General features: G+C 64.3%; 29 protein-coding genes. 10 read left to right on the forward strand and 19 right to left on the reverse strand.

Translation table 11 applies throughout. The features are described 5' to 3' along the window. The first annotated feature begins 53 nt into the window (after positions 1 to 53). Positions 54 to 869, forward strand: a complete 816-nt coding sequence (locus M1D74_RS12805; RefSeq protein ID WP_458115539.1) for an SGNH/GDSL hydrolase family protein — start codon at positions 54 to 56, stop codon at positions 867 to 869. 3 nt (positions 870 to 872) lie between these two features. On the opposite strand, the gene M1D74_RS12810 is transcribed toward M1D74_RS12805, so the two are convergent. The 4 genes from M1D74_RS12810 to M1D74_RS12825 are packed head-to-tail and all read right to left on the reverse strand — an operon-like array spanning position 873 to position 4,561. After that, positions 873 to 1,712, reverse strand: a complete 840-nt coding sequence (locus M1D74_RS12810; RefSeq protein ID WP_309072781.1) for an endonuclease/exonuclease/phosphatase family protein — start codon at positions 1,710 to 1,712, stop codon at positions 873 to 875. A gap of 43 nt (positions 1,713 to 1,755) precedes the next feature. Then, positions 1,756 to 2,565: a 3-hydroxyacyl-CoA dehydrogenase family protein gene (locus tag M1D74_RS12815; protein ID WP_458117184.1), complete on the reverse strand. Its 810-nt coding sequence runs from the start codon at positions 2,563 to 2,565 to the stop codon at positions 1,756 to 1,758. Between the two features lie 47 nt (positions 2,566 to 2,612). After that, on the reverse strand, positions 2,613 to 3,365 hold the full coding sequence (locus tag M1D74_RS12820; protein WP_458115540.1) for an enoyl-CoA hydratase/isomerase family protein: 753 nt from the start codon (positions 3,363 to 3,365) through the stop codon (positions 2,613 to 2,615). Then, complete coding sequence (locus M1D74_RS12825; protein WP_458115541.1) at positions 3,365 to 4,561, reverse strand: thiolase family protein; 1,197 nt, start codon at positions 4,559 to 4,561, stop codon at positions 3,365 to 3,367. The genes M1D74_RS12820 and M1D74_RS12825 overlap by 1 nt, the downstream gene beginning before the upstream one ends. Between M1D74_RS12825 and M1D74_RS12830 the strand changes: the two genes are divergently transcribed. Then, entirely contained in the window at positions 4,560 to 4,721 is a 162-nt protein-coding gene (locus M1D74_RS12830) for a hypothetical protein (RefSeq protein WP_458115542.1), read from the forward strand. The genes M1D74_RS12825 and M1D74_RS12830 overlap by 2 nt on opposite strands. Before the next feature lie 49 nt (positions 4,722 to 4,770). Here the strand turns inward: M1D74_RS12830 and M1D74_RS12835 are convergent, their stop codons facing one another. Both M1D74_RS12835 and M1D74_RS12840 read right to left on the reverse strand, forming a co-directional pair. After that, positions 4,771 to 4,863 (reverse strand): ATP-binding cassette domain-containing protein, encoded by a 93-nt coding sequence (locus M1D74_RS12835; RefSeq protein ID WP_375164466.1) that lies wholly within the window; start codon positions 4,861 to 4,863, stop codon positions 4,771 to 4,773. A 66-nt stretch (positions 4,864 to 4,929) separates the two neighbouring features. Next, a complete protein-coding gene (locus tag M1D74_RS12840) occupies positions 4,930 to 5,139 on the reverse strand; it encodes a dodecin (protein WP_309124782.1) in 210 nt (69 codons plus the stop codon). Between the two features lie 167 nt (positions 5,140 to 5,306). Here M1D74_RS12840 and M1D74_RS12845 point away from each other — a divergent pair, with 167 nt between their 5' ends. The 4 genes from M1D74_RS12845 to M1D74_RS12860 all read left to right on the forward strand — a co-directional run bounded on the left by M1D74_RS12845 (position 5,307) and on the right by M1D74_RS12860 (position 8,853). Then, positions 5,307 to 5,744: a VOC family protein gene (locus tag M1D74_RS12845; protein ID WP_458115543.1), complete on the forward strand. Its 438-nt coding sequence runs from the start codon at positions 5,307 to 5,309 to the stop codon at positions 5,742 to 5,744. A gap of 49 nt (positions 5,745 to 5,793) precedes the next feature. Further along, the gene (locus tag M1D74_RS12850) at positions 5,794 to 6,765 is read left to right on the forward strand and encodes a 1,4-dihydroxy-2-naphthoyl-CoA synthase (protein WP_458115544.1); all 972 of its coding nucleotides are present in this window, start codon (positions 5,794 to 5,796) and stop codon (positions 6,763 to 6,765) included. A 6-nt stretch (positions 6,766 to 6,771) separates the two neighbouring features. After that, a complete protein-coding gene (gene menE / locus M1D74_RS12855) occupies positions 6,772 to 7,905 on the forward strand; it encodes an o-succinylbenzoate--CoA ligase (protein ID WP_309071604.1) in 1,134 nt (377 codons plus the stop codon). Between the two features lie 63 nt (positions 7,906 to 7,968). Then, on the forward strand, positions 7,969 to 8,853 hold the full coding sequence (locus M1D74_RS12860; RefSeq protein WP_309071605.1) for a 1,4-dihydroxy-2-naphthoate polyprenyltransferase: 885 nt from the start codon (positions 7,969 to 7,971) through the stop codon (positions 8,851 to 8,853). An 83-nt stretch (positions 8,854 to 8,936) separates the two neighbouring features. Here M1D74_RS12860 and M1D74_RS12865 read toward each other — a convergent pair whose 3' ends face one another. Further along, a complete protein-coding gene (locus M1D74_RS12865) occupies positions 8,937 to 9,230 on the reverse strand; it encodes a DUF4229 domain-containing protein (protein ID WP_309071606.1) in 294 nt (97 codons plus the stop codon). Positions 9,231 to 9,260: 30 nt separating this feature from the next. On the opposite strand from M1D74_RS12865, the gene M1D74_RS12870 reads away from it, so the two are divergent. Next, entirely contained in the window at positions 9,261 to 9,653 is a 393-nt protein-coding gene (locus M1D74_RS12870) for a PLD nuclease N-terminal domain-containing protein (RefSeq protein WP_458115545.1), read from the forward strand. Between the two features lie 77 nt (positions 9,654 to 9,730). Here the strand turns inward: M1D74_RS12870 and ccsB are convergent, their stop codons facing one another. The 5 genes from ccsB to M1D74_RS12895 all read right to left on the reverse strand — a co-directional run bounded on the left by ccsB (position 9,731) and on the right by M1D74_RS12895 (position 14,624). Further along, a complete protein-coding gene (ccsB, locus tag M1D74_RS12875; RefSeq protein WP_309071608.1) occupies positions 9,731 to 10,756 on the reverse strand; it encodes a c-type cytochrome biogenesis protein CcsB in 1,026 nt (341 codons plus the stop codon). Further along, the gene (gene resB / locus M1D74_RS12880; protein ID WP_309071609.1) at positions 10,756 to 12,444 is read right to left on the reverse strand and encodes a cytochrome c biogenesis protein ResB; all 1,689 of its coding nucleotides are present in this window, start codon (positions 12,442 to 12,444) and stop codon (positions 10,756 to 10,758) included. The genes ccsB and resB overlap by 1 nt, the downstream gene beginning before the upstream one ends. 55 nt (positions 12,445 to 12,499) lie before the next feature. Continuing rightward, on the reverse strand, positions 12,500 to 13,213 hold the full coding sequence (locus M1D74_RS12885) for a cytochrome c biogenesis CcdA family protein (RefSeq protein WP_309071619.1): 714 nt from the start codon (positions 13,211 to 13,213) through the stop codon (positions 12,500 to 12,502). Positions 13,214 to 13,302: 89 nt separating this feature from the next. Further along, the gene (locus M1D74_RS12890; RefSeq protein WP_309071620.1) at positions 13,303 to 13,875 is read right to left on the reverse strand and encodes a TlpA family protein disulfide reductase; all 573 of its coding nucleotides are present in this window, start codon (positions 13,873 to 13,875) and stop codon (positions 13,303 to 13,305) included. A gap of 83 nt (positions 13,876 to 13,958) precedes the next feature. Beyond that, complete coding sequence (locus M1D74_RS12895) at positions 13,959 to 14,624, reverse strand: histidine phosphatase family protein (protein ID WP_309071610.1); 666 nt, start codon at positions 14,622 to 14,624, stop codon at positions 13,959 to 13,961. A gap of 198 nt (positions 14,625 to 14,822) precedes the next feature. On the opposite strand from M1D74_RS12895, the gene M1D74_RS12900 reads away from it, so the two are divergent. Then, positions 14,823 to 15,374 (forward strand): YceI family protein, encoded by a 552-nt coding sequence (locus M1D74_RS12900; protein WP_458115546.1) that lies wholly within the window; start codon positions 14,823 to 14,825, stop codon positions 15,372 to 15,374. A 105-nt stretch (positions 15,375 to 15,479) separates the two neighbouring features. Beyond that, entirely contained in the window at positions 15,480 to 16,154 is a 675-nt protein-coding gene (locus tag M1D74_RS12905; protein ID WP_309071612.1) for a hypothetical protein, read from the forward strand. 8 nt (positions 16,155 to 16,162) lie between these two features. Here M1D74_RS12905 and M1D74_RS12910 read toward each other — a convergent pair whose 3' ends face one another. Together M1D74_RS12910 and M1D74_RS12915 are read right to left on the reverse strand one after the other, a co-directional pair. Then, entirely contained in the window at positions 16,163 to 16,885 is a 723-nt protein-coding gene (locus M1D74_RS12910) for a redox-sensing transcriptional repressor Rex (RefSeq protein WP_309071621.1), read from the reverse strand. Between the two features lie 145 nt (positions 16,886 to 17,030). After that, complete coding sequence (locus M1D74_RS12915; protein WP_309071613.1) at positions 17,031 to 17,303, reverse strand: glutaredoxin family protein; 273 nt, start codon at positions 17,301 to 17,303, stop codon at positions 17,031 to 17,033. 132 nt (positions 17,304 to 17,435) lie between these two features. Here M1D74_RS12915 and M1D74_RS12920 point away from each other — a divergent pair, with 132 nt between their 5' ends. Continuing rightward, the gene (locus M1D74_RS12920) at positions 17,436 to 18,278 is read left to right on the forward strand and encodes an HAD family hydrolase (protein WP_309071614.1); all 843 of its coding nucleotides are present in this window, start codon (positions 17,436 to 17,438) and stop codon (positions 18,276 to 18,278) included. Between the two features lie 62 nt (positions 18,279 to 18,340). Here the strand turns inward: M1D74_RS12920 and M1D74_RS12925 are convergent, their stop codons facing one another. The 5 genes from M1D74_RS12925 to M1D74_RS12945 form a co-directional block, all read right to left on the reverse strand. Further along, positions 18,341 to 18,439, reverse strand: coding sequence for a 30S ribosomal protein bS22 (locus M1D74_RS12925; RefSeq protein ID WP_003792170.1), 99 nt, complete (start codon positions 18,437 to 18,439; stop codon positions 18,341 to 18,343). A gap of 195 nt (positions 18,440 to 18,634) precedes the next feature. After that, positions 18,635 to 18,847 (reverse strand): helix-turn-helix domain-containing protein, encoded by a 213-nt coding sequence (locus tag M1D74_RS12930; RefSeq protein ID WP_299167223.1) that lies wholly within the window; start codon positions 18,845 to 18,847, stop codon positions 18,635 to 18,637. Between the two features lie 159 nt (positions 18,848 to 19,006). Next, positions 19,007 to 20,080, reverse strand: a complete 1,074-nt coding sequence (locus M1D74_RS12935) for a 3-deoxy-7-phosphoheptulonate synthase (RefSeq protein WP_309071615.1) — start codon at positions 20,078 to 20,080, stop codon at positions 19,007 to 19,009. A gap of 246 nt (positions 20,081 to 20,326) precedes the next feature. Next, positions 20,327 to 20,773 carry an ArsR/SmtB family transcription factor gene (locus M1D74_RS12940; protein ID WP_309071616.1) on the reverse strand — a complete coding sequence of 149 codons (447 nt, stop codon included), beginning with the start codon at positions 20,771 to 20,773 and terminating at the stop codon, positions 20,327 to 20,329. Positions 20,774 to 20,827: 54 nt separating this feature from the next. After that, positions 20,828 to 21,976 (reverse strand): acetoin utilization protein AcuC, encoded by a 1,149-nt coding sequence (locus M1D74_RS12945; RefSeq protein ID WP_458117185.1) that lies wholly within the window; start codon positions 21,974 to 21,976, stop codon positions 20,828 to 20,830. Positions 21,977 to 21,990 lie beyond the last annotated feature (14 nt).

Here is a 21,990-nt window from a genome sequence, read left to right on the forward strand (position 1 = left end):
GGAGGAGTTGCAGCCCTATGTTCGGGGCGGACGATAAGGAGTATCTTGAGCCAATGAAACACTTACGAATTGCGGCCAGCGCACTCCTGGCGTCGGGTCTCGTTGCGGGTTCGTCCATTCTGCCAGCGTCGGCAGGCGACCGCGGATCTCTCGACTATGTCGCCCTTGGCGACTCGTACGCGGCCGGTGTCGGGGCCGGCTCCCTCGGAGTCTGCGGCCAGTCTCCGCTCGGATATCCCGGTTTGCTCGATGAGCGGAAGCAGATCGACCTGACGGTCAATGCGACCTGCGGCGGCGACACCGTGGCGGTGGTCTTTGGCGAACTCGGCGCCCTCGATGCCGGTACTGAGCTCGTGACGCTGACGGTCGGCGGCAACGATGTCCAATACCTCAACATCATTTCTCTCTGCGTTCAGAGCCCTAACACCTGCGAGCAGACCGTGAACGGGGCGCTATTCCTTGCACAGCGTGATCTCGCCCCCGCGTTGGCGGCGCTGTACCGCAACATTGCGACTGCGGCTCCGAACGCCGAGGTAGTGGTGACGGGCTACCCGCATCTGTTCTCACCGGAATTCGGTAACGCGATCACACTTCCCATCATCAATCCGGCTACCGGCCAGCCGTTTACCCTCAGTACCGCCGAGCAACAAACACTCAACGACGGCACGGACGTGCTCAACGAGATCATCCGGACTCAGGCGACACTTGCCGGCTTCACCTACGTCGACGTCGTCAAGCGGTTCGACAAGCACGGTCTCGGTTCACCGCAGCCCTGGATCCAGCCCTTCACGGACCCGAGCGCCCTCCACCCCAACGCTAAGGGCTACAAGAACGGGTACCTTCACGAGATCCGGAACGCCCTCAACTAGGAACTATTTCACCGTAATGATCGCCTGCACCGGCGTGTGGTCCGAGGGCCACGCGCCGTTGTAGCGCGTGGTGTTGATGCCCATCTCGCACACGGTGACTTCCGCGTTCACCATCAGCCAGTCAATCCGCTTGCGCCCCTGCTTCGGGGCGCGGTAGTGCGGAAAAGTTCCCCACAGCTCAGTCAGCCGCTCCTGCGCTGCGTCCCAGGCATCAGCGAGCACTTCGCCGCTGGTCAACACTTCGTAGGGCTGCGACGCCGCGCCGGTATTGAAGTCACCCATGACGACGACGGCGCCCTCCGTCCGCGCTACAAGAGACCGGATTGCCTCCGCCGACCGCTGACGGGACTTTCGTGACATGTGGTCCAGGTGGGTATTGACGGCGGTCAGTTCTTTACCCGTGGCGCGATCCCGGAAGCGCCCGGTCACGACAATGCGGGGGATGAGATTTCCCCAGTCGTTGGAGCCGGGCCTGTCCGGGGTGTTAGAGAGGGCGTCCTGGTCCCAGTCAAGGAGCTCGAGGCGGTCGGCGTCGTAGACAATCGGGCATTGCTCACCGTCGCCGTCGGCGTTGCGGCCTCGGCCGATACTGCTGTAATGCTCACCGAGGCCTTCAAGGATCGCGGGCAACTGGTCAGGAAGGGCTTCCTGAACGCCAAGGATGGTGGGTTGCTCGGCCGAAAGCAGGCGGCGGACCAGTGGTTCCCGGCGTCCCCAGAAATCATGACTCCATGGGTTCACGTGAGCCACCCGGCGCCGGATGTTGTAGGTCATGATGTGCAGTTGGGGCGCCTCAACAGGTCCGATCAGTGGCTTGTCTGCTAGGGCGGTCCGCTCACTCATGAAAAAACCATAGTCCTTTTGGCCCTCGCGCGGGCCGGCTATTTCAGTCGTCCCAGGTGAAGAAGCCCTGACCGGCCTTTCGTCCCAGTTCCCCGCGTGCCACTTTCTCCCGCAGGATCTGCGGCGGTTCGAACCGCTCCCCCAGCGTTGACGCAAGGTACTCGGCGATCCCGAGCCTGACGTCCAGCCCGACGATGTCGGTTGTCCTCAACGGGCCGACCGGATGTTTGTAGCCAAGCACCATCGCCGTATCGATGTCCTCGGCAGAAGCAACGCCCTCCTCGACCATGCGCATCGCTTCCAGCGCGATCGCTACGCCAAGGCGCGAGCTGGCAAAACCCGGCGCGTCCCTGACCACAACCGGCGTTTTTCCCAGCGCTTCGGTCCACCCGCGCGCCAGTTCCGCGAGTTCCGCAGAGGTTCCGGGCGCCAGCACCACCTCAATGAGCGTCGAAGCAGGCACCGGATTGAAAAAGTGCAAACCGCAGAACCGCTCCGGCCGCTGCAGGACGCCGGCCAGATCACCGACCGACAGGGACGACGTGTTCGTCGCGAGCCAGGCATTGGCGTCGAGCTGTTCCTCTACGCTGCGCAGCGCAGCGGACTTCAGCGCGAAGTCCTCCGGTACCGCTTCGATAACCAGGCCGCAGGATGCGAAGGCGGTGTAGTCGGTAGCCACCTGCAGGCGGGTGGAGAGCGCGTCAAGACTCTCCGTCGTGGTCCCCCTGGCGATGCTTCGATCGAGCGCGGCGGTGATGCGTCCATGGGCGGCTTCCGCCGCGTCGTCGTTCTGTTCAACGACGACGACGGCGGCACCCGCCACACAGAACGCGTGTGCAATACCCGCACCCATGCGTCCTCCGCCGAGGACGCCGACCCTGTCCGGGATTGCCTGAGTGATCACTTGTTCTTCTTCCTGTCTGCGTCTTTCCTTGTCAGGAATGCCTGCATGCGCTCAAACTTGGCATCTGACTCAAACAGGATGCCCTGGGCAAGCTGGTCGATGACTGGATGCGCCTCCGGCGGTGCGTGGAAAACGCTCTTGGTGATGCGGGTGGCCAGCGGGTCCTGGCGGGCGATCCGGTCGGCGAGGCGATGGGCGGCCGCAAGCAGTTCCTCGGGTGAGTGGATCTCCGTGATGAGCCGGGCGGCGAGCGCCTCATCAGCACTCAGTACTCGGCCTGCCAGGAGGATTTCCTTCGCGAGCGGCTCTCCCACCAGTTCGCGGAGCCGCCAGGTGGCGCCCGCCGCGGGCAGTATCCCCAGCCCGGTCTCGGGGTTGCCGATCTTGAGTCCGGGCGTGCCGATCCGGAAGTCGGCAGCGAAGGCGAGTTCGGCGCCTCCGCCGAGTGCATAGCCGTCCAAAGCGGCGATCACCGGCATCGGAAGCCGCGCAATGCGTGAGAACAGTGTCGAATTGATTCCGGCGAGAGCGTCGTCGCGCCGTCGTTCTTTCAGCTGCGCGATGTCGGCCCCGGAGGCGAAGACGCCGCCGGACCCGGAGAGCAGAAGAATCCGCGGATTCCGCTCAAGGTCGGTGCACACCTCATGTAGCTCGTCGACCATCTGCTGGTCGATCGCGTTGCGCACCTCGGGCCGGTTGAGCTGGACACTGAGGCGGTCACCGCCGTCGTCGATTTTCAGGGTCTCCACTACACGCGCTCCAGAAGCAGCGCGGTGCCCTGACCGACACCGACGCACATGGTGGCAAGGCCCAAACTTCCACCTTCCCGCTCCATGCGCCCCATCAGAGTGATGGCGATGCGGGATCCTGAGGATCCGAGCGGGTGACCCAACGCGATTGCCCCGCCGTCGCGGTTGACGATCTCCTCATCCAGACCGAGCCTGCGGATGCACGCCAGGGATTGGGTGGCGAAGGCTTCGTTGAGTTCGACGGCGTCGAGGTCGCCGACGGAGCGGCCCGCCAGTTCCAGCACCTTCTGCGTTGCCGGGACGGGGCCGATCCCCATGATCTCCGGCGGCACCCCGGCGGAAGCGCCCGTGATGATGCGGGCGCGCGGAGTCAGACCAAGCCGGCTGAGGGCTGCCTCCGAGGCGACGATCACCGCGGACGCACCGTCGTTGAGCGAGCTGGAGTTGCCGGCAGTGACAACGCCGTCCTTGGCGACCACCGGCTTCAGCCCTCCAAGTACCTCAAGGGTGGTGTCCGGACGCGGGCCCTCATCGGCGTCCACCGTGACGTTCTTCTTGCGGTGCGTGGTGTTGACCGGGACGATCTCGTCCGCGAACCGTCCCGCCTCGGTCGCGGCGACAGCCCGTTGGTGCGAGCGGAGCGCGAAGGCGTCGGCGTCGTCACGGGTGATGCCGTCCACGCGGGCCACTTCTTCGGCTGTTTCCGGCATCGAGAACGTCGTTTTCTCCTGCGCGGCGAAGGTTGGGTTCGTGAAGCGCCAACCGATCGACGTATCGAAGGCAGCGCCCGGCTTGGCGAATGCCGTCGTCGGCTTTTCCATCACCCAGGGCGCGCGGCTCATGGACTCGACACCACCGGCGATCACGACGTCGGCGGCCCCCGCCTTGATCATGTGCGAGGCCATGATGATCGCCGAGAGCCCCGAAGCGCAGAGCCGGTTCACTGTGATTCCCGGGATGGTGTTGGGAAGGCCGGCGAGCAGGGTGGCCATGCGCGCGACGTTGCGGTTTTCCTCACCCGCTCCGTTGGCGTTACCCAGGATGACTTCGTCGACGGTCTCGGGATCAAGGCCGGTGCGGTGGACCAGTTCGCGGAGCGTGAGGGCTGCCAGATCGTCCGGCCGCACGGACGAAAGGGCTCCGCCGTACCGTCCCACCGGGGTGCGAACCCCGCCCACCAGAAAAGCCTCGGCCATGCCAGCCTCCGTCATCATCGTCGTCATAGTCAGCGAGTTGCTCGAGGGCGGCTTATTTACCGACCGTTCGTTCTATAAAGAATCGCACGGGGCGCGGAGACGGTCAACCGGCGTGTCGAACACGGTCCGTTCCCTGCAGGTTCGAGGAGCCCGCCTCTAGGCGTAGCTCTGAACCGCCGAGTTCCGAGAACCAGCGGCGCAGCACCCTGTCATGATTGGCGAGCACCGTGGGACTTGCCGGAGCCGTTCTCTCCGACGAGCGCCGCACGTTCACCCACTGAAAGGGTGAGGTTCACGTGCATCGGGGCTGGGCTCAACGCCGGCGAGAAGACTGGTGCGGGTTAGGACCACGTGGGGAACAGCCGGGCTTACTCCTCCAGCCGGAATCCGAGCTTGACGGTCACCTGCCAGTCCGCGACGGCGCCATCCACCAGGTGCCCGCGGATCTCCTTGACCTCGAACCAGTCAAGGTTGCGGAGGGTCTTGGCGGCTTGCGTCACCGCATTGGTCACCGCAGCGTCCACGCCTTCGGGTGATGTTCCGACAACCTCAGAGATGCTGTACGTGTGGTTCGCCATGCTTCCTCCTTCGATGGACGCCGGCGTGTCCGGCGGGTGGGTGTCACGCTAGTCCTCCCCGCAGTTCCGGTCCAGACCCCTCGGGCACGGCTGCGTCCGGCAATAGCGGACCCGGGCTGTCCGGAATGGTCTGGCAGGCTGACGGACGCGTGCTTACGCTCGAAGCCATGACGTACAACTTTCAGGTAGTAGTGGACAGCTCGGATCCCCATACACAGGCCGACTGGTGGGCTGAAACCCTGGGATGGGTGGTTGAACCGACGGACCAGGCATTCATCGACAAGATGCTTGCCGAAGGCTACGCGACCGAGGGCGATGTCATCGAGCACAACGGCATCCGGGTCTGGAAAACCGGTGAGGCGGTGTGCCGCCCGGAAGAGCAAGGCCAAAAGAACCGCCAGCGGATTCTCTTCATGAAAGTGCCAGAACCGAAGACAGTAAAGGACCGTATTCACCTCGACATTCACCTGGATGGCGATGACAGGGACGCAGTCCGCGCGGCACTCGAGAACCGTGGCGCGCGCTTCCTCCACCAGGGCAACGAGGGGCCGCACGTCTGGTACACCATGGCCGACCCTGAGGGCAACGAGTTCTGCATCAGCTAGGCCAGAGCCGCTTTGATGTCCCCCCGGTCTCCGAAGCTAGACTCGATTGGTGACCACAGACCTTCCAGCCCAGGTATCTGAAATCTTCGACCCTGCCCGGTGGCGGCTCGTGGAGGGGTTTGAGGACTTTCAGGACATCACGTACCACCGCCAGGTAGAACGCAGCCAGGACGACGGCGGCGACACCACGCGCGACCTTCCCACCGTGCGTATCGCTTTCAACCGGCCTGAGGTACGCAACGCCTTCCGGCCCGGCACGGTGGACGAGTTGTATCGGGCGATGGACCACGCCCGGTCGACTCCGGACGTCGCGACCGTCCTCCTGACAGGTAACGGCCCCTCCCCCAAGGACGGAGGTCACTCGTTCTGTTCCGGCGGGGACCAGCGGATCCGCGGCAGGGACGGCTACCGGTACGTAGTACAAAACACAGAGGGCGAGACCAAGGAGACCATCGATCCGGCGCGCGCCGGGCGACTCCATATCCTCGAAGTCCAACGATTGATGCGCACCATGCCGAAGGTAGTCATCGCCGTCGTGAATGGGTGGGCAGCAGGAGGCGGCCACAGCCTGCATGTCGTCGCGGACCTGACCATCGCCTCGCGGGAGCACGGCAGGTTCAAGCAGACCGACGCGACCGTGGGCAGCTTCGACGCCGGATACGGGTCGGCCCTCCTCGCCCGCCAAATCGGCCAGAAGCGGGCACGGGAAATCTTCTTCCTCGCCCGGGAATACTCGGCCGAAGACATGGTAGCCATGGGGGCTGTGAATGAAGCCGTCGACCACGCGCGACTGGAGGACGTTGCCCTCGAGTACGCCGCAGATATCGCGAAGCAAAGCCCGCAGGCCATCCGTATGCTCAAGTTCGCCTTCAATCTCGCTGACGACGGCCTGGCCGGCCAGCAGGTCTTCGCCGGGGAGGCAACCCGGATGGCGTACATGACCGACGAAGCAGTGGAGGGCAAGGAAGCGTTCCTCGAGAAGCGCAGCCCTGACTGGTCCAACTTCCCCTACTACTTCTAGGCGCCCATGGAACTCTTTCCCGTTCACACTCCCCAGGGCTTCGATCCGCACACCCTGTTGGCCCCACTCGCTGCCGCCCTGGCAGGCGAGGGTCCCGCTGTGGCGCCGCACGCCGAAGAACACCAGAGCTTCAACGGCGAACTCCCTAACGACGAGATCGCCGCCGTACTCAGCACATCGGGCTCAACCGGTGCACCCAAGCAGACCATGCTCAGCGTCGACGCACTCGCCGCGTCCGCCATGGGCACCGCCTTCGCGCTGAAGGCAGAGGGGCAGTGGCTGCTGACCCTGCCCGTGCACTACGTTGCAGGATTTCAGGTCCTGGTGCGTTCGCTGTACGCCGGGACAAGGCCGTGGGCGATGGATCTCACGGGGAGCTTCAGCCCCCAGCGCTTCACGGAGGCGGCAGGTGAACTCACCGACAAGGTCCGCTTCACCTCCCTGGTTCCTACCCAATTACACCGACTGCTCGAGGACCCGGCGCCAGAAACCATCAAGGTGCTGCAGCGGTTCAACGCGATCCTGCTCGGCGGAGCCGCTGTGACCGAAGGCCTGCGGAACCGGGCCCGGGCGCACGGACTGAAAATAGTGCGCACCTACGGCATGAGCGAAACCTGCGGCGGCTGCGTCTACGACGGCGTCCCTCTCGACGGAGTGAAGGTCACCAACGACGACGGACGGCTCTGGATCGGCGGGCCGGTCCTCGCCGACGGTTACCTCGGCCAGCCCGAACTGACGCGGGAGAAGTTCCCCTTCAACTCCGGCCGCCGCTGGTTTCGCACCGACGACGACGGCACCATTGACGACGGCGTCGTCACCGTCCATGGGCGGGTGGACGACGTCATCATCACCGGCGGGCTTAAAGTCTCTGCTGTCGCAGTGTCCAGCGTCATCGAGGGAATGGCAGGGGTCAGCGAAGCGCTGGTGCTCGGGATTCCGCACCAGGAGTGGGGAGCTCAGGTGGCGGCCGCCGTCGTCGGCTCCGTCAATCCGGAGGCGGTACGGCGGCATGCCCAGGAGCATCTGGGCTCGCATGCTGCGCCGAAGATCGTGCTGACGCTCGACAAGCTGCCCATGCTGCCGAACGGCAAACCGGACCGGCTGGCCGTGCGTGCCCTCTTCGAGCAGTCAGCGTTGTAACGCGCTCCGGCGCTGCGAGCCTTCAGACAAGCAACAACAACCGTAGACAACCGGAGGAACACCTTGGCAACAGCTGCGCAATGGGTGGAGGGAGCGCGTCCGCGCACCCTCCCGATGGCGGTGGCGCCCGTGATCATCGGGTGCGCTGCAGCCTTCGACCTCGGGGCGTTCAAACCGGTGAACGCACTTTTGGCCGCGATCGTAGCGGTTCTGCTGCAGGTTGGCGTCAACTACGCGAACGACTACTCCGACGGCATCCGCGGCACGGATGCTGAGCGCGTCGGACCGCTGCGGCTTACGGGCTCAGGGGCAGCCAAACCGCAGCAGGTCAAATGGGCAGCATTCGGATGCTTCGCGCTGGCCATGGTTGCCGGCGTCGCACTGATTGTGCTTTCCCAGGCCTGGTTCCTGCTGCTCGTGGGGCTGGGCTGTGTCGCCGCCGCCTGGGGTTACACGGGCGGCCGCAACCCCTACGGATACATGGGCCTCGGCGACCTGTTCGTCTTCGTCTTCTTCGGCCTGGTGGCAACCTTGGGCACCACGTATACGCAGGCGGGACAGCTCAGTGCCGCTGCCTGGGTGGGCGCCGTCAGCACCGGAATCATCGCCATGGCCCTGTTGATGGCCAACAATGTGCGGGATATTCCGACCGACAGGGAAGCCGGCAAGCTTACTCTCGCGGTCCGTCTGGGCGACTCAGCCGCCCGGGTCAGCTACGTGATGATGCTCGCCGTGGCGCTGCTGCTACCGCTGCTGCTCGTGTATGACTACCCCTGGGTGCTGCTCGTCCTGCTGCTGATCCCGCTGTGCCTGATGCCGAGCTGGCTGATGCTCAAGGGCAAGAAACGCCGGAGCCTCATCCCGGTGCTGAAGCAGACGAGCATCATCAACCTTGGCTTCAGCGTGCTCTTCGGCGCCGGCGTAGTGATCTCCAGCGTACTGTCGTAGCCTCCGGCTGGTCAGTTGCTGCTGAACGGCCCTTCAGGGCTTGCGTGTCAGCCGCCCGGGCTGGCGTGTCAGCCGCCCGGGCTTTAGGGCCGGCGGCGGTCCGAGTTGACCGGAGTATTCGGGTCGAGGCTGTCCTCGGCGTCCGCGTCGCGCAGCTCGCTGGCCGTGCGTACCGGCGGAGCACCGTCACGGAACCTGCGCTGCAGGGTCGAGGCTGCCTCGTTCCGCAGCGAGCGGAAGAACAGGTAGGTGACGCACCAGGCCATGATGGCCGCGGCGATCACGGAGAAGATCGCGCCCAGCCCGAGGGAATAGCAGATCACAAAGAACACCGCGACGAAGCCGAGGCGTAGAGCGGTGAATTTGAGGAAAGGCACGTCCCAAGTTTACTCGCCTACAATTGATGCATGCCGCGCCTGTTGCTGTTCCTCGTGATCCTGGGGATCGCCGTCATTATTTATGCGCTGTTCGACTGCATCATGAGCCGGGCGGAATCAGTGCGCAGCATCTCGAAACCTGCGTGGTTCTTCACGATCCTCCTTGTTCCCCTGCTGGGTGCCGGACTATGGTTTCTGTTCGGGCGCCCCCGCGGGGAGGAACGCCCCAGCCAGCGCCAGACCCGGCGCCCCACCGCACCCGACGACGATCCCCAGTTCCTGCGGAACCTTGAGGTCCGTCGGCGCCAGCAGGCCCGTGAAGCCGAGCAGCGCAAACGCGAGGCGGAGCGTCGCGCGCGGGAAGCGGACAAGAAGAAGAAGAAGAATGACGAGGGCACAGCCAGCGACGGCAAAACAGCCTAGTCCACCCCACATACACCAAGGACCCCCGTACTGCTTGCGCGGTACGGGGGTCCTTTGTGTATCAGGGAGGCGGAGTATCAGACTCCGGCGTAGCTGTGCAGGCCGGAGAAGTAGATGTTCACGATCGTGAAGTTGAAGACGATGCACAGGTAGCCGACGATCGAGAGCCAGGCGGCACGCGTGCCCGTCCAGCCGCGGGTGGCACGGGCGTGCAGGTAACCCGCGTAGACCACCCAGATCACGAACGTCCAGACTTCCTTGGTGTCCCAGCCCCAGTAGCGGCCCCAGGCCTTCTCCGCCCAGATGGCTCCGGCCATGAGGGTGAACGTCCACAGCACAAAGGCGATCGCGTTGATGCGGTAGGAGAGATTCTCAAGGCTGAGCGCCGAGGGGACGAGGCGCATGAACGGCATCCGGTCCCCGCCGCCGGCGGCGAGGCGTGCCACGCGGCTGGCCTGCAGGAGCTGCAGTACCGACATCGCGAAGGTGAGGGTGAATAGTGCTGATGCCGCAACGGCCACGGACACGTGGATGATGAGCCAGTAACTCTGCAGTGCGGGCACCAGGTTGGCCACCGGCGTCGGGAAGCCGATGGTGGCTGCGCAGAGCATGACCACCACCAGGCCGATCACAAAAGTGCCGAGGAACCGGAGGTCCTTGCGGGTGAGGACCAGCAGGAAGACGACCGCGACCACCAGCCCGCCGGTGGTGCAGAACTCGTACATGTTGCCCCAGGGCACGCGGCCGGCGGCTACGCCCCGGCTGACCACGGCAACAGCATGGACAGCAGCAGCAAGAACGGTGAGTGCGACGGCGATGCGCGCGGCCGAGCGCTTTTCGCCCTGGTAGTCCATGGCATCATCTGCCGTGGACCCCTGCAGCGCGCCCGCTGACTTGCCGCGCTTACCACCGGCAACCGCGCCGGCGAGCACGAGCTGACGCTCCTCGGCGGTCTCTGCCAGCCCGGCTTCCATCTCGCGGATACGCCGGCTGCTCTTGACGAGGTCCCAGGTGAAGGCCAGGAACGCCGCCGTGTAGGCAAGGGCTGCGAGCAGCATGAACAGCTCGCTGTACTGCCCCAGAGTCTGGTTTATGTTCTGCATCAGTTGTCCTTACCGCTTCCGGGCGCCGACGCCCCCACGTGCGCTGTCTCATTCTCGTCGTGTTCGATGGTGTCCGCCAGCCAGCGTTCCCGCAGCAGCTTCTCGATCGCTGCCCCTTCTCCGGCGAGCCTGTGGTCCTCCCCGCGGGCCAGCAGCCCGTACTCGACCGTGACGCGGCCGTCCGGACCACTGGCCGCCCTTATCCACACGCGCCGGCGGCCGATGAACAGCGACGCGCTGAGCCCCGCCAACGCCAGCGATGAGAACACCAGGGCGCCGAGCTCTGCGGGGTCATGGGTGATATCCAGGGCGGCGTAGCGTCGCAGCCCGTCGAAGGTGATCGAGCCCTTGCCTTCGGGGAGTTCGAAGGTTTCCCCGGCGTCGAGGACGATGCCGCCTGCTTCGCTGTTCCGGCTGTTCAGCTCGGTCAGTGTGTCGGTGTCCAGGACGTACACGTTCTGGGGCTCGCCGTCGTCCAGGCCGAGATCGCCGTAGTAGGAATTCAGGTTCAGCTGCGGCAGGAACGGATCAGGGTCGCGCGAGAAGGAAACTCCGTTCTCATCGATGGCCGCTGTGGGCAGGAAGAAGCCGACAAACCCGAGCTGCTCCGGACGAGCGTCCGGTACCTTCAGCACCATCAAGGAGGTGAACAGTCCGTCCTGCGGAATGGACACCACCGGCCCCTGATGGGCGATGTTTCCGTCGCCGTCCCGCACGGTGACCACGGGTGCATAACCATTCCCGACGAGGTAGACGCTGGTGCCTCCGATTGTCAGCGGCTCGTTGACCTTGAGAATCCGTTGTTCCGGCTCGGCACCGGGAGCAGTTTTTGTGCTCATCGTTGCCGTGAAGTCGATGGGCTGCCCGTAGTGGGTCAGCTGCCGGTCAAACGTCACGTCGAACTTCTCGAGCGTGATCGAGTAGGGGTCGAGGTTGTCCTCGGAGAAGTTGGTGCCCGGGGTGAATGAGTCATAACCCACGAGCGTATTCACGAAGGTCTCGCCTTCAACCACGATCTTCTGACCGCGGTAGCCGAACAGTCCCCCGACCGCCACGGAAACCAGCACGCCGATCAGGGACAGGTGGAAGACAAGGTTTCCGAGTTCCTTCAGGAAGCCGCGCTCGGCACCGACGGAGGGCTGTGAGCCCTGCTCATCGCGCACGTCGACACGGTAGCCACGCTTCTTCAGCAGGGCAGCGGCGTCGACGACGGCGGCATGCGGCGACGTCGGCCGCCCGCCTGCCTGTCCGCCGGACTGGGAATCCGACCCGGACGGCAGGGCGAACGATCCGTGCACCGGCATCCGCGACAGCCTGCTGGGTGTCCGGGGCGGCTTGGACCGCCAGGCACGGCCATGGGCGATGGCCCGCGGGATGACGCAGCCGATCAGGGAGATGAACAGCAACAGGTAGATCGCGGAAAACCAGACGGATGAGTACACGTCGAACAGCTGGAACCAGTCCAGGATGGGTCCGGTCTCCGGATTGTCCCGGATGTACTGGGTGACAACGGCCGGGTTCGCGGGCCGCTGCGGAAAGAGCGATCCGGGTACGGCAGCCACGGCGAGCAGCAGGAGCAGGAAGAGGGCGGTGCGCATGCTGGTCAGCTGCGTCCACATCCAGCGCAGGGTGCCAAGGAACCCAAGAGCGGGGAGCGCGACGTTGTCTCCGCGGTCTTTCGCTGCCATTGAACTGTCCTTAGCTTCTGTCTTCAATTCGGGCTTGGGTTCAGCCATTTTTTACTCAGATCGGTAGCGTGACGCTGCCCAGCCACTGCTGGAGCTCGTTGATCCACAGGTTCCAGACGCCGGACGCCATCAGCACACCAACCAGGATCAGCATGCCGCCGCCCGAGCGCTGCAGGAGCAACCGGTGGCGCCGGAAGAACGCCATGGCGCCCATTCCCCGACGTAATCCCAGAGCGATCAGCACGAACGGCAGCCCGAGACCCAGGCAGTACACAAAGGTGAGCAGAGCTCCCTTGGCGGCACTGGCGCCGTCGTTCGAGAAAGCGAGCAGCTGCACCGCCGAAAGCGTCGGCCCGATGCACGGCGCCCAGCCGAGTCCGAAGGTGAGGCCGAGAAGCGGCGCTCCCCAGAGCCCGCTCGGGACGCGTGCGTGAAGCTTCTTGTCCTGCTGGAACCATGAGAGTCCGCCCATGAAGACGATACCCAGCAGGATGACGACGACACCGAAAACCCGGATGAGCCACTCCTGGGAGCCTGCCATCCATGCTCCGAGCTGTCCGAACAGCGCGCCGTACGCCATGAACACCAGTGAGAAGCCGACGACGAACAGACCGATACCCGCCACCATCCGCCCGCGCTTCTGATCCTGGAGATCAACGCCTGTGAGTCCGCTGACGTAGCCGAGGTACCCGGGAACCAACGGCAATACGCACGGCGAGACGAAGGAGACCAGGCCGGCCAGCAGCGCTACGGGCAAGGCGAGGAGCATTGAGCCGTTCAGCACCGTGTCGGCGAATGCATTCCCTGCGGGAGCGAGCGCCAGGAAGCCGCCGGATGAAAGGGCCGAGGTCACAGCCACTACTCGGCCAGCGCGGAATCGATGAGCGCGCTGAGGGTTCCCTTGTCGGCCAGGCCCAGGATGCGCGCGGAAACGCGTCCTTCCTTGTCGAGCACAATCGTTGTCGGCACTGCCTGCGGCGGAACGTAGCTGGTCATGGAGAGCAGGACGCCGCCGTCGGAGTCGTTGAAGCTTGGGTACGGAATGCCGAAATTGCGCTCGAACGCTTCGGCGTTCTTTTGGCCGTCCCGGATGTTCACGCCGTAAAACTGCACGCCCTGGGCCTCATGCTCCTCGTGGAGGGCCACGAGATCAGGAGCCTCCTCACGGCAGGGGGCACAGGCGGCATACCAGAAGTTCAGGACGGTCACAGTGCCGGGCCACTCGGACGACGAGACGGCATCCCCGTTGTACAAGGCACCCTCGATCTGGACTGGCTCGCCCCGGTCAGCCGCTGCGTACTCAGTGACTGAGCCGTCACCGGCGATGTAGTTCTTGTTACTGCCTTCCGCCGCCTGCTGGGCCAGCGGGTCCTGAGCGGCACAGCCGGAGAGGACAACGACGGCAGCAAGCACCGACGCGGCAAGGCGCATCAGCTTGCCGCTCGGCGGGCGGGGGGCAGCTTCAGTTCGAGTCACAACATCTTCCACGAGTTCTACAACGTGTAGTAATTGTATTACGCTCCCGGGATGTTCTTCGCGCGGGGAAGCAGGTCCGCGCATGGTTCCGCGTACCTCACGCCGGTGAGGTGGTCGCCGTCGAAATAAAGGGAGGTCACGGAGCTCAGCGTGCACTTCCGCTGGCGCGGATCGTGCCACAGGCGCCGGTTCTCCGCAGCAAGGCGGGCAACCCAAATGGGCAGCTGGTGACTGACCATGATGGCCTCAGCGTGCTTGCCGTCCGTCGCCTCAAGCGCGGCACGACGTGCGTCATGGACTGCCGACATAACGCGCTCAACCTGAGCGCTGTACGGCTCACCCCACGACGGCGTGAAGGGGTTCCGCAAGGACTTCCAGTGACGCGGGTGCCTGATCTGATGCGCAACCTGCGCCATACCCTCGAACCTGTTTTCCGCCTCGATGATGCGTTCGTCAGTCACGATAGTGAGGCCGAGCTCCCTGGCTGTGGGCTCTGCTGTTTCCTGCGCGCGCGTGAGGGGTGAGGCGACGAGATGCACGATGTCGGCGCCGTCGTTCCTGCGCTCTGCGAAGAACCCGGCCACCCGCTCCGCCATCTCGCGGCCGAGCTCAGACAGGTGGAACTCGGGCAGGCGACCGTAGAGGATCCCGTCCGGGTTGTGGACTTCGCCGTGGCGCACGAGGTGGACGATGGCTGTGGGCATGATCCAAGTTTCTCATCCCCTGCCGCAGAGGGCTAAATCGCCCGACGTTGCCCGGCATGACGCGACGGAGGAAAAAATATTTGAACATTGAAGCAATCTCTGGAATAAAAGATGCAAATGCATGTTTATTAGAGGTACAGCCCGTACGGCCGACCCGGTCGCACACCATCGAATGCATCACAGATCAGGAGAATCATCATGGCTATCCCCATCGGACTCACCCAGGGCACCTGGAACTTCGACGGCGCGCACAGCGAGGTCGGCTTCACCGTCCGCCACGCAGGCATCAGCAAGGTGCGCGGAAACTTCGACGACGTCGACGCCAGCCTGCAGGTCGGATCCTCGCTCGAGGATTCAAAGATCACTGCGACCATCAAGACCGAGTCCTTCAACTCGAACGACGAGAACCGCGACGCCCACGTGCGCGGCGGTGACTTCTTCGATGTCGAGCAGTTCCCCGAGATGACCTTCGAGTCCAAGCGCGTGGAAGGTGCAGGCGAGACCTACAAGCTCATCGGAGACCTCACCATCCGCGGCATCACCAAGGAGGTTGTCATCGACACCGAGTTCAACGGCGTTGCTGTTGACCCCTTCGGTGCCACCCGCGCCGGGTTCTCCGGCCAGACCGTGATCTCCCGCAAAGAGTTCGGCCTGACCTGGAACGCAGCCCTCGAAGCCGGCGGCGTCCTGGTGGGCGACAAGGTGACCATCAACCTCGATGCCGCCTTCGTAGCGCCTTCAGCCAACTAGACATCTGAGACGTTTCTGGGGCGTGCCGGACCATCCGGTACGCCCCAGCGGTGTTTCTGCCCGAAAACACCTGCCACCGGTGCTTACCGGCGGTACGCTGGGCGCATGAGTACGCCAACAAACGATCCGGACCCTTCAGAACGCGATCCCCGCCGACTTTCGGGCACCGAACCACTGAACCCCGCACAGCCGGGGCCCACCCAAAACTCGGCAGCAGGGCTCTCTCCCGAGCCGCAGAAGCCGTCATCTCCGTACTCCTACCAGGCAGCCCAGCCGGCAGGGTACGCCTATCCCGGCGCGGCCCGTATGCCGGAGGCCGTGCGGCCACCGCTGCCGAAGGAAGTCAACCTCGCTTTCTGGCTGATCATCGCCGCCGGTGTACTGAACTTCGTCAGCACGCTCGTCGGCTCTGGAACCACCGGCGGACCCGCCGCAGCGGCATCCATCGGCATTGGTATTGCGGTGGCGGTGGGCGTGGTGACCACAGGCATTTATGTCCTCCTCGCCATCTTCATCCGTAAGGGTCAGAACTGGGCGCGGATCACCGCGACAGTCCTTGCCGCCATCTCGCTGCTGCTGCTCGTGATGAGCTCGCTGACGCTTGCCGCTCTCCAGGGCAATGCGGAGGTACAGGCGCAACTCGGCGGACAGGACCTGCAGCCGAGCGGATTCGCAATCACGCTGAATATCCTGGTGGTCCTCTTGGGAGTAGCGGGCGTCGTCCTGTGCTGGCTCAAGCCCTCGAACCGCTACTTCAAGCCGCAGCAGATCACGTACTAGAACGCCGGCTACTGCGCGGCGCGGGCGCTGGGTCCCGTCTCGATATCCGGCTCCTGCGCCCGCTGGGCGTGATAGGCGAGGATCTGAAGTTCCGTGGCCATGTCGACCTTCCGCAGCTGCACGTGATCGGGTACCTGCAGCACAACCGGCGCAAAACTCAGGATGCTGGTGATGCCGGCTTCGACCAGCTCGTCACACAGCTTCTGGGCAACACCGGCCGGCACAGCCAGCACAGCCATATTGGCCCGGGTCCGGTGCAGCACCGTAGCAAGTTCCTGGACCGGGCTCACCCGCAGCCACCCGACTTCGGTGCCCACGATCATCTGGTCAGCGTCAATCAGGGCAACAACCTCGAAACCCCGTGACTGGAACCCCGAGTAGCCGGCCAGAGCCCGGCCAAGGTTACCGGCACCGATGATTGCCACCCTCCAGTCCTGGGTGAGACCCAGCGCAGTAGAGATCTGGCTGTTGAGGTACTGCACGTCATACCCCACGCCGCGGGTGCCGTAGGAGCCGAGGTAGGAGAGGTCCTTGCGAAGCATCGGAGAATTCACGCCCGCAGCGTCAGCAAGCTCTTCCGAGGACACACGCTCGATACCCTCGGCAAGCAAGGAATTGAGAGCGCGCAGATAAATCGTGAGCCGGGCCAGCGATGCAGGAGGTATGTGCCTGCCCTGCTGGTCGCCCGCCTGGCCACTCGTCGCCCCCCGGAGCCCGGGGATCTCCGACATGGTCACTGGTTCATCGCTCCATCACTGTTCGCCGGTGGTTCCGCGGTCCGCCTGCCCGCCGGAGGATGACGGCGGGATACTTCAACTTTAGGTCCCGCTTCGGCCCACTCAAAGTTCCGGCGGCTGTGCCCTGCAACGCCCGGCACTAGGCGAGCAACTTTCGCAGGCGAGCCTCGTCTATAGTCCAGAAGTCACGCTGAACGCCGTCGAGCAGAAGGACCGGCACTTCTTCGGAGAACCGCTCCAGCAACTCCGCATGGTCAGCAATCGATTCTTCCCGCCAGCCCACGCCGAAGTCAGCGGCGACGCGCGCCACTGTGTTCCGGGCCTCCTCGCACAGATGGCAGTCAGGCCTAGTCACCAGCACAAGGCCGGAGGTCCAGGCCTCATCCGACGGCTGGCTCTGCTCGTTCAGCATCCCCTAAGCGTACTGGCCCCGGGCAAGGCATCCGTTGGAGCGAGGATCAGGTCTTCGTTCCGGAGGTCACAGGTGCAGCACGGTGGGCGTGCGCAGACGCAACCAGCGTCCAGCAGTGATTAGACTCGTGCTATGTCCGCTGCCAGCCTCCGACCCGCCGTAGAGCCGGGGTCATCCTCGGAGGCCGTGCCCGCAGAAGCGGCACCGCTGGGCGGACCGGCTGGAGAAGCAGCCTTCTTCGACGTCGACAACACCATGATGCGTGGGGCAAGCCTCTTTCATGTGGCCCGCAAGATGTACCAGCGGAAGGCTTTCACTCTCCGTTTCGCCGCCGGTCTGGCATGGAAGCAGCTGCGTTTCGTCATGCGGGGCGAAAACATGACTGACATCCACGCAGTGCGGGACGCGGCTCTGGCCTTCGCCATCGGCATCGCCCATGAGGACATCCTGGCCCTCGGCGAAGAGGTCTATGACGAGATGATCGCCTCGAAGATCTGGCCGGGCGCCCGCGCTCTCGCCGAGCAGCACCTCCGGAACGGGCGCCGCGTCTGGCTGGTCAGCGGCACGCCGGTCGAAGTGGCGAGCGTCATCGCGAACCGCCTGGGGCTGACGGGAGCACTCGGCACCGTCGGTGAAGTGTCGGAGGGCCTGTACACGGGCAAACTGGTGGGCGAGTTCCTTCACGGCCCCGCGAAAGCCATAGCCGTCCGTGAGCTTGCCGGTAATGAGGGACTGGACCTCGCGCGCTGCTGGGCGTACAGCGATTCCTATAACGACATCCCACTACTCAGCATGGTGGGCCATCCGGTTGCCATCAATCCGGATCGCCGGCTCCGTAAACATGCCCGGGACTCGAATTGGCCCATCTACGACTTCAGGAGCGGGCGCCGGGCAGCCACGCTTGGACTCAAAGCAGCAACAGGAGCGGGCGCCGTCTATGGCCTCTGGCGCGGCTTCACCCGGATGAGGGGCTAGCCCTTAAGCGCAAAACCGGCCCGCCTGGAGAGGCGGACCGGCTGCGATGCTGCTTCTTGCTGCTACTTCTTGTTGCGGCGCTGGTGGCGGGTCTTGCGAAGCAGTTTGCGGTGCTTCTTCTTCGCCATCCGCTTGCGGCGCTTCTTGATTACTGAACCCATAGAGTCCTCACAAACTATTCATTCCGGTTCCGGACAACCTCTACCGCATCAACTGCGGCAGGGACGCTCGAATCTGACAAAACGCACATCACGACGACGTACGTCGAGCGGCCGAACAAACGGCCGCCTACGCAAAACGCTTCTTAACAGAGTACCCGCTTCAACCGGCCTTCCTGACCGGCCGGTACCGATGGCCTAGCCAGTACCCGACTCCCCCTCTACCGAAGCGGAACGCAGGTACTGCTGCACGGCCGATTCCGGCACCCGGTATGAGCGCCCGAACTGAACCGCCGGCATCTCACCCGAGTGCACCAGCCGATATACGGTCATTTTCGACACCCGCATCAGCGCGGCGACCTCCGCAACGGTCAGGAAGCGCACGTCGGAGAAGTTGCTTCCGCTCGTCATCTCACCACTGTCCTTTTCTCTGGAGCCAACCCTGAGATTGGCGCCCCCGCATTGGGAGGATCGCCGGACGGCGTGTCGCCTTGAGACCTGAGGATTATCCGTCTAGGGAGATACTCTAGTGGTTCATGTGACCAAAGTGAAAGCGCGTGACGGTCACGATCAGCTCTCTGCCCGACGGCGGCGAACGCCCCGAGCGAGATCCCCCAGGACGGATGCGGTGGTGCCCCATCCCATGCACGCGTCCGTGACGCTTTGGCCGTACACAAGGTCGCCTCTATTCGTCACGTCCAGCTTCTGCGCTCCCTCAACGAGGAAACTTTCGAGCATCACTCCGGCAATCCGGTCCGATACCGCTACCGCATCCGCCAGTTCGCGCGCCACCTCCGCCTGCCGTCGGTGATCCTTTCCACTGTTGGCGTGGCTGGCATCGACGATCAGCCGTTCGTTCAACCCGGCAGCCGCCAATCGGCTCGAGGCGCTTGCCACGCTGTCGGAACCGTAATTGGGGCCATCCGATCCCCCGCGCAGAATCAGGTGGGTGTCAGGATTGCCGGTGGTGGAGACAAGGGCGGCCCGCCCGTCGTCGTCCACGCCCAGGAAGGCCTGCGGTACGCCGGCTGCGGCGCAGGCATCGAGGGCGACGCTGATGCCGCCGTCGGTCCCGTTCTTGAATCCCACAGGCATGGACAACCCTGAAGAGAGCTGGCGGTGAATCTGACTCTCCGTGGTGCGCGCCCCGATCGCTCCCCAGCTGACCAGGTCCGCAATGTACTGCGGGCTGATCGGCTCAAGGAACTCCGTGCCGACCGGGAGCCCTAATTGGGCGACGTCGCCCAGGAACTGTCGCGCGGTGCGCAGACCGGCCGCGATGTCGTGACTGCCGTCCAGATGCGGATCATTGATGAGCCCCTTCCAGCCCACTGTGGTGCGCGGCTTCTCGAAGTAGGCCCTCATGACGACCAGCAGGTTCTGCCGGTGCAGCTGCGCGGCGTCAGCAAGCAGTCGCGCGTACTCAAGGCCGGCGGCGGGGTCGTGGATGGAGCACGGGCCAACGATGACGAGGAGGCGGTCATCTACTCCGTTGAGGACGGCCCTGATTTCTTCCCGGGACCGGCGCACAGTTTCGATGACTGCATCAGTGCCCGGCAGGTCCGCGATCAGCGAAGCGGGCGTGGGCAGCGCTTCAATCCCGCGGACGTTCAGGTTGGAGGATGGTGTGGCGAGGGTTTTCATGGGTCCCGGCTTTCGAAGATGGTCTTCGGCGGGACTGTCCTGCAGAACCCGCCGTAGAAACGACGAAGGGCAGGAACGGATCCTGCCCTGTTGGCTCTGAAGGTGTTGGTCAGCGTATTAGGCCGCGGGCTCCTCCAGAGCCAACGCAAAATACGCATACCAACGGGTTGTCATGGGAATGAGACTAGCGGTCTGCGCACGAATTGCAAACACGGGGCAGGAATTGTGACCGTGCGCGACTACTGGCTACTCCTTGCGGCGCCGGAGTTTCGGGAACTGGGAGAGCAGATCGGCTGCGCGTTCGGCCGCCCTACCCACTGTTCGCCCGAACGGCTGTGCCCCGTCGGAGGCGAGCCCGGACGCCACGGGAAGGAGTTCCCCGATGTCGGGCTCCACGACGGCTGGAGCAAGCGCGGGGCTTACCTGGGGCGTCTGCAACTGAAACTCGGAGAGCCAGGAGACGACAGCCTGGAGCGGTTCCGGGTCAAGCGAGTAGAAGCGCTTTTGCCCCTGGGCCCGCATGGTTACAAGGCCCGCTTCCCGCAGGACTTTAAGGTGTTTCGAAACAGTAGGCTGGCTGACCTCGAGCTCCAGCACCAACTCGCCCACCGCTTTGTCCCCACTCCGCAGCGATGTAAGAATCTGGCGGCGGGTGGCTTCGGCGATGACGGCGAACACATCATCCATGACCATCCCATTACCATAACCGCATATATCGGTTGGGGCATCACTTGTACAAGCGCGCACTCAGTCGAACCAGGGATCCAGCCCGTGAAGAGGGAAGACAGCCTTGCGAGTGGCCATGATTGAACGGTCCAGGCTCTCGTTGGGGTCGAATCCGGCTTCCCACGACTGCCACCAGGTGTCGGATCCATCACCCATCACTTCCGGCGTGCTTCGACCGAACCGTTCGGCGACGTAGGAGCGCCACGGTACGGGGACCGGCGTCGTCAGGCTTATGTCAGCGCCCGCGGCTATGGCTGTGAGAAGAGTCCACGATCGAGGCACCACAGACGTGATGTTGTAGCCGCCGCCGCCGGTGGCAATCCAGCGTCCACCGCAGTGCTCGGAAGCAAGATCACGAACCGCGAGTGCAGCAGCATGCTGGGCGTCCACGGAAAGGCGCAGGTTCGTGAGCGGATCTTCCACGTGACTGTCACAACCGTGCTGGCTGACGATGACGTCCGGCTTGAAAGCGGCGGTCAGCTGCGGCACCACCGCATGGAAGGCACGCAGGAATCCGGAATCCCCCGTGGTGGTGGGCAGCGCGACATTCACGGCGAATCCGGCGGCGGCCGGACCACCGATCTCATTGGAGAAACCAGTGCCTGGGAACAGGCTCATTCCCGTTTCATGAAGGGAGATGGTCATGACGCGATTGTCGTCCCAGAAGATCTGCTCCGTGCCGTCTCCGTGGTGGGCGTCGACATCGAGGTACAGGACGCGCTCGACGCCGCGGTCCAGCAACCGCTGAACGGCGGCTGCAGCGTCGTTATAGATGCAGAATCCGCTGGCGCGTGCTCTTCCCGCGTGGTGCATACCGCCGCCGAAGTTCACAGCGTGCTGGGCTGTCCCGGTGAGCAGCGCTTCCGCGGCGGCGAGAGAGCCCCCGACCAGGCGGGCGCTTGCGTCATGCATGCCTACGAAGGCCGGTGTGTCGTCGGACCCGAATCCTGCCGATTCATCGGCGTCTTCCGGATTCTCACCGGCCTCCTTGACCGCCCGGACGTAGGCGGCGTCGTGCACCGTCAACAGGCTGGCGTCGTCCGCTACCTCCGGAATCTCAACCGTGACCTGCGGAAGATCGAACAGTCCCAGGGCACTGACAAGGCGTGCAGTCAGGTCGAGCCGCTGCGGATTCATTGGGTGATGGGCGCCGAAGTTGTACGCAAGCATGGATTCGTCCCACA

Source organism: Arthrobacter sp. D2-10 (assembly GCF_054161285.1).

Bases quoted from the DNA above. Each gene is read 5' to 3' on its own strand.
- M1D74_RS12805 (WP_458115539.1), top strand. From the start codon at position 54: ATGAAACACTTACGAATTGCGGCCAGCGCACTCCTGGCGTCGGGTCTC.
- M1D74_RS12810 (WP_309072781.1), bottom strand. From the start codon at position 1,712: ATGAGTGAGCGGACCGCCCTAGCAGACAAGCCACTGATCGGACCTGTT.
- M1D74_RS12815 (WP_458117184.1), bottom strand. From the start codon at position 2,565: ATGGGTGCGGGTATTGCACACGCGTTCTGTGTGGCGGGTGCCGCCGTC.
- M1D74_RS12830 (WP_458115542.1), top strand. From the start codon at position 4,560: ATGCCAGCCTCCGTCATCATCGTCGTCATAGTCAGCGAGTTGCTCGAG.
- M1D74_RS12825 (WP_458115541.1), bottom strand. From the start codon at position 4,561: ATGGCCGAGGCTTTTCTGGTGGGCGGGGTTCGCACCCCGGTGGGACGG.
- M1D74_RS12835 (WP_375164466.1), bottom strand. From the start codon at position 4,863: ATGCACGTGAACCTCACCCTTTCAGTGGGTGAACGTGCGGCGCTCGTC.
- M1D74_RS12840 (WP_309124782.1), bottom strand. From the start codon at position 5,139: ATGGCGAACCACACGTACAGCATCTCTGAGGTTGTCGGAACATCACCC.
- M1D74_RS12845 (WP_458115543.1), top strand. From the start codon at position 5,307: ATGACGTACAACTTTCAGGTAGTAGTGGACAGCTCGGATCCCCATACA.
- menE (WP_309071604.1), top strand. From the start codon at position 6,772: ATGGAACTCTTTCCCGTTCACACTCCCCAGGGCTTCGATCCGCACACC.
- M1D74_RS12870 (WP_458115545.1), top strand. From the start codon at position 9,261: ATGCCGCGCCTGTTGCTGTTCCTCGTGATCCTGGGGATCGCCGTCATT.
- ccsB (WP_309071608.1), bottom strand. From the start codon at position 10,756: ATGCAGAACATAAACCAGACTCTGGGGCAGTACAGCGAGCTGTTCATG.
- resB (WP_309071609.1), bottom strand. From the start codon at position 12,444: ATGGCAGCGAAAGACCGCGGAGACAACGTCGCGCTCCCCGCTCTTGGG.
- M1D74_RS12885 (WP_309071619.1), bottom strand. From the start codon at position 13,213: ATGCTCCTCGCCTTGCCCGTAGCGCTGCTGGCCGGCCTGGTCTCCTTC.
- M1D74_RS12890 (WP_309071620.1), bottom strand. From the start codon at position 13,875: ATGCGCCTTGCCGCGTCGGTGCTTGCTGCCGTCGTTGTCCTCTCCGGC.
- M1D74_RS12895 (WP_309071610.1), bottom strand. From the start codon at position 14,624: ATGCCCACAGCCATCGTCCACCTCGTGCGCCACGGCGAAGTCCACAAC.
- M1D74_RS12900 (WP_458115546.1), top strand. From the start codon at position 14,823: ATGGCTATCCCCATCGGACTCACCCAGGGCACCTGGAACTTCGACGGC.
- M1D74_RS12905 (WP_309071612.1), top strand. From the start codon at position 15,480: ATGAGTACGCCAACAAACGATCCGGACCCTTCAGAACGCGATCCCCGC.
- M1D74_RS12910 (WP_309071621.1), bottom strand. From the start codon at position 16,885: ATGTCGGAGATCCCCGGGCTCCGGGGGGCGACGAGTGGCCAGGCGGGC.
- M1D74_RS12915 (WP_309071613.1), bottom strand. From the start codon at position 17,303: ATGCTGAACGAGCAGAGCCAGCCGTCGGATGAGGCCTGGACCTCCGGC.
- M1D74_RS12920 (WP_309071614.1), top strand. From the start codon at position 17,436: ATGTCCGCTGCCAGCCTCCGACCCGCCGTAGAGCCGGGGTCATCCTCG.
- M1D74_RS12925 (WP_003792170.1), bottom strand. From the start codon at position 18,439: ATGGGTTCAGTAATCAAGAAGCGCCGCAAGCGGATGGCGAAGAAGAAG.
- M1D74_RS12930 (WP_299167223.1), bottom strand. From the start codon at position 18,847: ATGACGAGCGGAAGCAACTTCTCCGACGTGCGCTTCCTGACCGTTGCG.
- M1D74_RS12935 (WP_309071615.1), bottom strand. From the start codon at position 20,080: ATGAAAACCCTCGCCACACCATCCTCCAACCTGAACGTCCGCGGGATT.
- M1D74_RS12940 (WP_309071616.1), bottom strand. From the start codon at position 20,773: ATGGTCATGGATGATGTGTTCGCCGTCATCGCCGAAGCCACCCGCCGC.
- M1D74_RS12945 (WP_458117185.1), bottom strand. From the start codon at position 21,976: ATGCTTGCGTACAACTTCGGCGCCCATCACCCAATGAATCCGCAGCGG.